This is a genomic window from Kitasatospora sp. NPDC088779, assembly GCF_040685395.1.
In the GTDB taxonomy this organism is placed as follows: Bacteria; Actinomycetota; Actinomycetes; order Streptomycetales; family Streptomycetaceae; genus Kitasatospora.
Map to the genome: position 1 here is coordinate 229,278 of NZ_JBFBHW010000009.1, position 7,398 is coordinate 236,675.

Genomic DNA, 7,398 nt, shown 5'->3' on the forward strand with positions numbered 1-7,398 from the left:
GCCGTCGGCCGCGCGGGATCAGATGTGGACGGCCGGGCCCGCGTCGACGGTGCCGCGGCGGGTGAGCAGGCCGAGCACGGCGGCGCCGAAGGCCACCACGGCGGCGACCGCGAAGGCGAGCGACATGCCGCTGACGAAGGAGTCGTGCACGGCGCCGGCCATCGCGTCCACCGCCTGCTGCGGGGTGCCGGCCGGGGCCGGCGGGGCGATGCCGAGCTGCGCGGCCTGCTTGAGGCCCTCGGCCTCGGCGCCCTGGACCGGCGGCAGGCCGGCCCGGGCCCAGTTGCCCGGCAGCACGTCGGTGACCTTGGCGGCCATCAGCGCGCCGAGCACCGCGGTGCCGAGGCTGCCGCCGACCTGCATCGCGGCCTGCTGGAGGCCACCGGCCACACCGGACAGCTCCAGCGGGGCGTTGCCGACGATCACCTCGGTGGCGCCGACCATGACCGGGCTGATGCCGAGGCCCATCAGGACGAACCAGAGCGACATCACGCCGGTGCCGGAGCCCGCGTCCAGGGTGGACATGCCGAACATCGCGGTGGTGGTGATCAGCATGCCGGCCACGATCGGGATCCGCGGGCCGAGCTTGCCGATCGCGATGCCCGCCACCGGCGAACCGATGATCATCATGCCGGTCATCGGCAGCAGGTGGACACCGGCCGACACCGGCGACATCCCGTGCACGTTCTGCAGGTAGAAGGTCACGAAGAAGATCGCGCCGAAGAACGCGAAGGCCATCAGCACCATCAGCAGGGTGCCCGCCGACAGCGGCACCGAACGGAACAGGCTGAGCGGGATCAGCGGCTCCTTCGCCCGGGCCTGCCAGAACGCGAAGAGCACCATCAGGACCACCGCGCCGCCCAGGAACAGCAGCGTGCGGGCGTCGCCCCAGCCCCACTCGGGGGCCTTGATGATGCCGAAGACCAGCGCGAACATCGCCACCGAGAGCAGCGCGATCCCGGGCAGGTCGAAAGACTTGGCGGCCTTCTCGGCCCGCACGTCCTTGAGGATCCACAGGCCGAGGCCGAGCGCGATCAGGCCGACCGGGATGTTGATGAAGAAGACCGACTCCCAGTTGACGTGCTCGACCAGCAGGCCGCCGACGATCGGGCCGGCCGCGGTCGAGGCGCCGATCACACCGCCCCAGATGCCGATCGCCATGTTGAGCTTCTCGGCCGGGAAGGCGCCGCGCAGCAGGCCGAGCGCGGCCGGCTGGAGCAGCGCGCCGAACAGGCCCTGGAGCACCCGGAAGGCGATCACGGTCTGGATGTTGCCGGCGAAGCCGATCGCGGCCGAGGTGGCGGCGAAGCCGACGGCGCCGACCAGGAAGGTGTTCTTGTGGCCGAACCGGTCGCCGATCTTGCCGGCCGTGATCAGGAAGACCGCCAGGGCCAGCAGGTAGCCGCTGGTCACCCACTGGATCTCGGAGGGCGCGGCCTTCAGGTCCGCCTGGATGACGGGGTTGGCGATGGCGACGATCGTGCCGTCCAGGGCGACCATCATCACGCCGACCGCGACGGTCAGCAGGGTCAGCCAGGGGTGCCCCTTGAGCCCTCCCCCGCCCGGTGGCGTGCGCTGCGGCGGGACGTCCGCCTTGGCGTTCTTGACGACGGACTGGCTCATCTGGGGCCCTCCGGGGGCGTGGCAGAGAACGGAACGTGGGCGTGGCGCCGCGACCCACCCGTCCCCACGAGTGCCCGGTCGGCGAGCGCCACTTCCGGCAGATTATGTCAGCCACTGACATTCGGCAAACACTGACTTCTGACTCTGGCTGACATTTGTCAGAGCGCTAAGGTTGTGCTCCTCACCCCGCCCGCACGCGCTCGGAAGGCCCCGCCATGGCCGCTCGCACCCCCACCCCCACCGCCGCCCCGGGCACCCCCGAACGGCTGCCAGGGCTGCGCGAGCGCAAGAAGCAGCAGACCAGGGACGCCCTCGTCCAAGCCGCCCACGTGCTCTTCCTCGGCCAGGGCTTCGCCCGCACCACCGTCGACGAGATCGCCTCCGCCGTCGAGGTCTCCCAGCGCACCTTCTTCCGCTACTTCGCCAACAAGGACGAGGTCGCGCTCGCCGTGATGGCCGACGCCGAGGACTACTTCATCGAGTGCCTGTGCCGCCGCCCGGCCCACGAGTCCCCGCTCCAGGCCCTGCGCGCCGCGATCGTCCAGTCCTGGCGCGAACTCGGCGCCGAACACCGCAGCGGCCCCCGCTCGATCACCACCGCCCTCGAACTGATGCGGATGATCGAGGAGACCCCCACCCTGCTCGCCACCCACCTGCGCCGGGTCACCGAGCAGGAACGGGTGGTCGTCCGGGTGCTCGCCGAGCGCGAGGGCCTCGACCCGGCCGAGGACCTGCGCCCCACCGTGCTCGCCGCCGTCTTCGGCAGCGTGCTGCGCGCCGCCCACCTGTCCTGGACCCCCGACCAGGAGCCCGCCGGGCCCGAGGGCATGGTCGCCGTCATCGAGCGCCACTTCGACCAGCTCGGCCCGGCCCTGGCCGGCCACTGGCGCACCGGCCCGCAGTAGTACCGGCCACGCGGTAGTACCGGCCCGCGGTAGTACCGCGGGCACCACTCCCGGCCCCGGAACCGTGCCGGGAGCAGTAGTACCCGGGTAGCACCCCCTACTCCGGTAGCACTCCGATGTTCGACCCCAGTGCGACGACGGGCGGACGGCACCCTCTTAGGCTGGCCCGCGATGAAGACGATCACCACGACCGAAGTCCGCGCGCAGGCCCTCCGGCTGCTCCGCTCGCTCCGGCACCACCTCACCACCCCGACCGGCGGGTACGCCCCGCTGCTCGGGGACTCGCCCCGCGCCTGGCTGCGCCGGCTTCCGTACGTCGTCGCGCTGATCATGCAGGCCTCGCTGATCCCCACCGGGATCGTCGCGCTGGTCGACTTCTACGGCGTCGCCGTGCCCATCGCCGGCGCGCTCACCGTCGCCCAGACCGCGCCGCTGCTGCTCGCCATCACCCGGCCGCTGGCCGCCTGGTGGATCAGCGCGGCCACCCTCGTCACCACGGCCTCCATCACCGCCCGGCACCACCAGTTCGGCGGCACCTGGCCGTGGACGGCGCCGATGGTCCTGGCGTACGTCTTCCTGCTGATCGCGCTCGCGCTGCGGGAGAGCCGGGCCACCCTGATCGCGGTCTGGATCGCGACGATCCTGCTCACCCTCCTCACCACCACGCTCGGCTTCCCGCACGCCGACGACGGCACCACCATGCTGCTGGTCGCCCTCGGCGGCGCCGCCCTGCTGCTCGGCTGGGCCGTCCAGGACCGCACCGAGGCCCGCCGGCTGCTCGCCGAACAGGAGCACATCAGCGAGGCCGAACGCGAGCGGCGCACCCTGCTGGAGGAGCGCGCCCGGATCGCGAGGGAACTGCACGACGTGGTCGCCCACCACATGTCGGTGATCGCCGTGCAGGCGGCCAGCGCGCCGTACCGGATCACCGGCGTACCGGCCGCGGCCACCGAGGAGTTCACCGCCATCGCCGGCACCGCCCGCGAGTCGCTGACCGAGATGCGCCGGCTGCTGGGCGTGCTGCGCAGCGAGGAGTCCGCCGCCGAGAAGGTGCCGCAGCCCGGGATCGAGCAGCTGCCGCAGCTGATCGAGACGGTGGGGCGGGCCGGGGTCCCGGCCGAGCTGACGGTGGATCCGGGGCTGGCCGAGGCGGTGCCGAAGGCCGTCGGCCTGTCCGCGTACCGGATCGTGCAGGAGGCGCTGGCCAACGTGGTGCGCCACGCGCCCGGTTCGCGGGCCCGGATATCCCTGGTCGACGAGGGCGCCACCCTGCTGCTGACCGTGGTGAACACGCCCCCGCCCCAGCACACCGAGTCGCTGGAGGCCTCTATGGAGGGCACCGGACAGGGACTGATCGGAATGCGGGAACGCGCCCGGCTGGTCGGTGGCAGGCTGGAGACCGGCCCGATGCCGGACGGCGGCTACAAGGTCGCCGCCGTCCTGCCCCTCGAAACCCCCCGGGAGAAGCCCGCATGACCATCCGCGTGATCATCGTCGACGACCAGGCCATGGTGCGGGCCGGCTTCGCCGCCCTGCTCAACGCCCAGAGCGACATCGACGTGGTGGGGGACGCGGCGGACGGCGCGCAGGCCCTGGAGGTGAGCGGCCGCACCCACCCGGACCTGGTGCTGATGGACGTCCGCATGCCCGTCATGGACGGTCTGGAGGCCGCCCGCCGACTGCTCGACCCCGCCGTCCCCGGCGCGCACCGGCCCAAGGTGATGATGCTGACCACCTTCGACGTGGACGACTACGTGTACGAGGCGCTGCGCGCCGGGGCCAGCGGCTTCCTGCTCAAGGACGCCCCGCCGGCCGACCTGATCTCCGCGGTCCGGGTGGTCTCGGCCGGCGAGGCGCTGCTCGCCCCCTCGGTGACCCGCCGGCTGATCGAGGACTTCGCCCGCAACCGGCCGGCCCGGCGGCGGGACCCCAAACTGCGGCTCAACGGCCTCACCCCGCGCGAGACCGAGGTGCTGGAGCTGATCGCCCGCGGCCTGTCCAACCAGGAGATAGCCGGCCGGCTGGTCCTGGCCGAGCAGACCGTCAAGACCCACATCGGGCGCATCCTCGCCAAGCTCGACCTGCGCGACCGCGCCCAGGCCGTCGTCCTCGCCTACGAGTCCGGCCTCGTGACGCCGGGCCAGTGACGCCCGCCGGGCCGGTGGTCCCGGCCACCGCCACCCGGGCGGCACCCCCGTGGTACCCCGAGCGATACCCCGAGTAGTACCCCGGTAGCACCCGGGAGTTGGCCCCGCGGTGTGACGTCCGCGGGGCCGTCGCATTTCTACCTTCCTTTCCGTCGAAGTCGAACGGACGAGGGAGGGGCCGGACATGGGGAAGTTTCGGGTCAAGAGAGCCATCGCGGCCAGTACGGTGATGCTGGCCGCGGTGCTCGGTCTCGGCGGCTTCTCCACGGATGCCCAACAGGCCGTCACCGGCCCGCCGCCGGGCAGCGCCGCCTGGGTGGCCGACACCGCGCTCGGCGTCCACCCGCCCGACCCGGCCACCGCCACCCCGGCCGAAGTCGCCGCTTTCTTCGCCGAGTTGACGCCCGCCCAGCAGGACGCACTGGCCGTCCGGCACCCACTGGTGGTCGGCAACCTGGACGGCGCCCCGGTCCAACTCCGGTACCGGGCCAACACGCTGGCCCTCACCGCGGAGCTCGGCCGCGAACTCGCCCGGGCCACCGACCCGGCGCTCACCCCGCAGGACCACGAGCAGGCCCGCACCCGCGCCGAGCGCTACCGCGCCCTGCTGGACGGCGACCGCCGGATCCTCGTCTTCGACCCGCGCGGCCGCGGCGAGGTCGCCGAGGTCTTCGGCGACCTCGCCGCCGCCCCCCGCACCGCCGTCGTCGTCCCCGGCTCGGACAACGACCTGGAGAACTTCGACCGCTCCCCCGGCTCGTACGGCACCCCCGCCGGCATGGCCCGCTCGCTCTACCAGGCCACCGACCGGCAGACCGCCGTCATCGCCTGGACCGGCTACACCACCCCGGTCGGGATCGGCCTGGGCGCCGCCACCGAGGACCTGGCCCGGGCCGGGGCCGCGCGGCTCACCCGACTGCTCGACGGACTCGCCGTCAGCACCCGTCCGCAGGCCCCGGCCACGGTGTTCTGCCACAGCTACGGCTCCGTGGTCTGCGGGCTGGCCCGCCCCGGGCCCGACCAGGCCTCCGGCGTGGTCGTCCTCGGCTCTCCCGGGATGGGCGTCGGCTCGGCCGCCGCCCTCGACCCGCGCGTCCCGCTCTGGGCCACCGCCCGCAACGACTCCGACTGGATCGGCCGGGTCCCCTACGTCTCGGTGCTCGGCCTCGGCCACGGCGCCGACCCCACCGCCCCCGGATTCGGCGCCCACCCGCTGCCCGCCACCGGATCCGAGGGCCACGCCGGCTACTTCGCCCCCGGCACCGCCTCGCTCACCGCCTTCGCCGCCATCGCCCTCGGCCTCGACCGCTGACCGCTGACCGCTGACCGCTGACCGCTGACCGCCTCACCGAAAGGAGCACCGCCATGGCCCACCCGCTGACCGCCCTGCGCCGCGCCGCCCACCAGGTCGACGCCCGCACCCCCGAGACCCGCGACCGCGCCCTGGACGGGCTGCGCGCCCTCGCCCTGCTCGCCGTGCCGGTCGGGCACTGGCTGCTCGGCGGCTTCACGCTCTCCGCCGACGGCGCCCTGCACAACGCGAGCCCGCTCTCCTCGCTCGGCGGCCTCGCCCCGATCAGCTGGGTGCTCCAGATGCTCGGGGTGTTCTTCCTGGTCGGCGGCCACTCCTCGGTCCAGTCGCTGGAGCGGGCCCGGGCCAAGGGCGTGACGTACCCGGGCTGGCTGCGCGGCCGGTCGGTGCGGCTGCTGCGCCCGGTGCTGGGGGTGACGGCCGTCTGGGCGCTGCTGATCGCGCTGCTGCCCGCGCTCGGTGTCCCCGGCGACACCGTGCGGACCGGCGCGACGCTGGTGGTGCAGCCGCTCTGGTACATCGCGGTCTACCTGGGGCTGACCGCGCTCACCCCGCTGTGCGTGGCGGCCGGGCGCCGGCTGGGCGGCTGGTCGGCGGGCGTCCTGGTGGCCGCCGTCGCCGCGGTCGACCTGCTGCGGTACGGGCCGTGGGCGGAGGCGGTGCCGTCCTGGGTCGGACTGTTGAACATCCTGCCGGGCTGGCTGTTCGGCTACCAGCTGGGCGTGCTGTGGGCGCAGGGCCGGCTCGGCCGCCCGGTGGCCCGGGTGCTGCTGGTCGGCGGCGGCGCGCTGTTCGCCACGCTGCTGCTGGCGTTCCACTACCCGGCCAGCATGGTCGGGGTGCCCGGGATGGAGCGGACCAACTCGCACCCGCCGTCCCTGCTGGTGCTGGCCCTGGCGGCGACGCAGTGCGGCGCCGCGGTGCTGCTGCGGGAGCGGCTGGGCCGGCTGCTGACCCGCCGCCCGCTGCTGTGGCTGCCGGTGGTGGTGGTCAACCTCTCGGCGATGACGATCTTCTGCTGGCACCAGAGCGCGATGCTCGCGGTGGCGGTGCCCGGCGCGGCCGGCCTGGGCGCCGTACCGGGGCTGACCACCGCGCCGGACTCGATCGGCTGGGTGGCCGCCCGGGTGGCGCTGCTTCCGCTGTTCGCGGCCGTGCTGGTGGCGATCGGGTGGTTCACCCGACGGTTCGACGGGCCGTGGACGGCCTTCTCCCGGGCCGGGAAGGCGCTGGCCGCGGCGGGTGCGGCGCTGTTCGCCGCGTACGCGCTGGGCATGGTGTGACCTGCGCCGGAGAGTGAGGCACTGAGGGGCGCGGACCGGGGGGGGCGCGCCCCCCCCCGCCCCCCGCCCCGGGCCCCCCGGGGGCGGGGCCCCCCCCCACCCGGGGGGGCGGGGGTGGGTTGGGGTGT

The 7,398-nt window shown here is 74.1% G+C and carries 6 protein-coding genes; 5 read left to right on the forward strand and 1 reads right to left on the reverse strand.

The annotated features are described in order from the left end of the window. Window positions 1-18: 18 nt before the first annotated feature. Window positions 19-1,623: an MFS transporter gene (locus AB0P03_RS11465; RefSeq protein ID WP_363580688.1), complete on the reverse strand. Its 1,605-nt coding sequence runs from the start codon at window positions 1,621-1,623 to the stop codon at window positions 19-21. A 215-nt stretch (window positions 1,624-1,838) separates the two neighbouring features. On the opposite strand from AB0P03_RS11465, the gene AB0P03_RS11470 reads away from it, so the two are divergent. The 5 genes from AB0P03_RS11470 (at window position 1,839) to AB0P03_RS11490 (ending at window position 7,270) form a co-directional block, all read left to right on the forward strand. Further along, window positions 1,839-2,528, forward strand: a complete 690-nt coding sequence (locus AB0P03_RS11470; protein WP_363580686.1) for a TetR family transcriptional regulator — start codon at window positions 1,839-1,841, stop codon at window positions 2,526-2,528. Window positions 2,529-2,699: 171 nt separating this feature from the next. Further along, complete coding sequence (locus AB0P03_RS11475; RefSeq protein ID WP_363580684.1) at window positions 2,700-4,004, forward strand: sensor histidine kinase; 1,305 nt, start codon at window positions 2,700-2,702, stop codon at window positions 4,002-4,004. Beyond that, on the forward strand, window positions 4,001-4,675 hold the full coding sequence (locus tag AB0P03_RS11480; protein ID WP_063347446.1) for a response regulator transcription factor: 675 nt from the start codon (window positions 4,001-4,003) through the stop codon (window positions 4,673-4,675). Before AB0P03_RS11475 ends, AB0P03_RS11480 begins: the two co-directional genes overlap by 4 nt. A gap of 229 nt (window positions 4,676-4,904) precedes the next feature. Beyond that, a complete protein-coding gene (locus AB0P03_RS11485; protein ID WP_363628638.1) occupies window positions 4,905-5,987 on the forward strand; it encodes an alpha/beta hydrolase in 1,083 nt (360 codons plus the stop codon). 53 nt (window positions 5,988-6,040) lie between these two features. Continuing rightward, window positions 6,041-7,270: an acyltransferase gene (locus AB0P03_RS11490; protein ID WP_363586289.1), complete on the forward strand. Its 1,230-nt coding sequence runs from the start codon at window positions 6,041-6,043 to the stop codon at window positions 7,268-7,270. Window positions 7,271-7,398 lie beyond the last annotated feature (128 nt).

Coding starts and splice junctions, on each gene's coding strand:
- AB0P03_RS11465 (WP_363580688.1), bottom strand. CDS start 1,623: ATGAGCCAGTCCGTCGTCAAGAACGCCAAGGCGGACGTCCCGCCGCAG.
- AB0P03_RS11470 (WP_363580686.1), top strand. CDS start 1,839: ATGGCCGCTCGCACCCCCACCCCCACCGCCGCCCCGGGCACCCCCGAA.
- AB0P03_RS11475 (WP_363580684.1), top strand. CDS start 2,700: ATGAAGACGATCACCACGACCGAAGTCCGCGCGCAGGCCCTCCGGCTG.
- AB0P03_RS11480 (WP_063347446.1), top strand. CDS start 4,001: ATGACCATCCGCGTGATCATCGTCGACGACCAGGCCATGGTGCGGGCC.
- AB0P03_RS11485 (WP_363628638.1), top strand. CDS start 4,905: ATGCTGGCCGCGGTGCTCGGTCTCGGCGGCTTCTCCACGGATGCCCAA.
- AB0P03_RS11490 (WP_363586289.1), top strand. CDS start 6,041: ATGGCCCACCCGCTGACCGCCCTGCGCCGCGCCGCCCACCAGGTCGAC.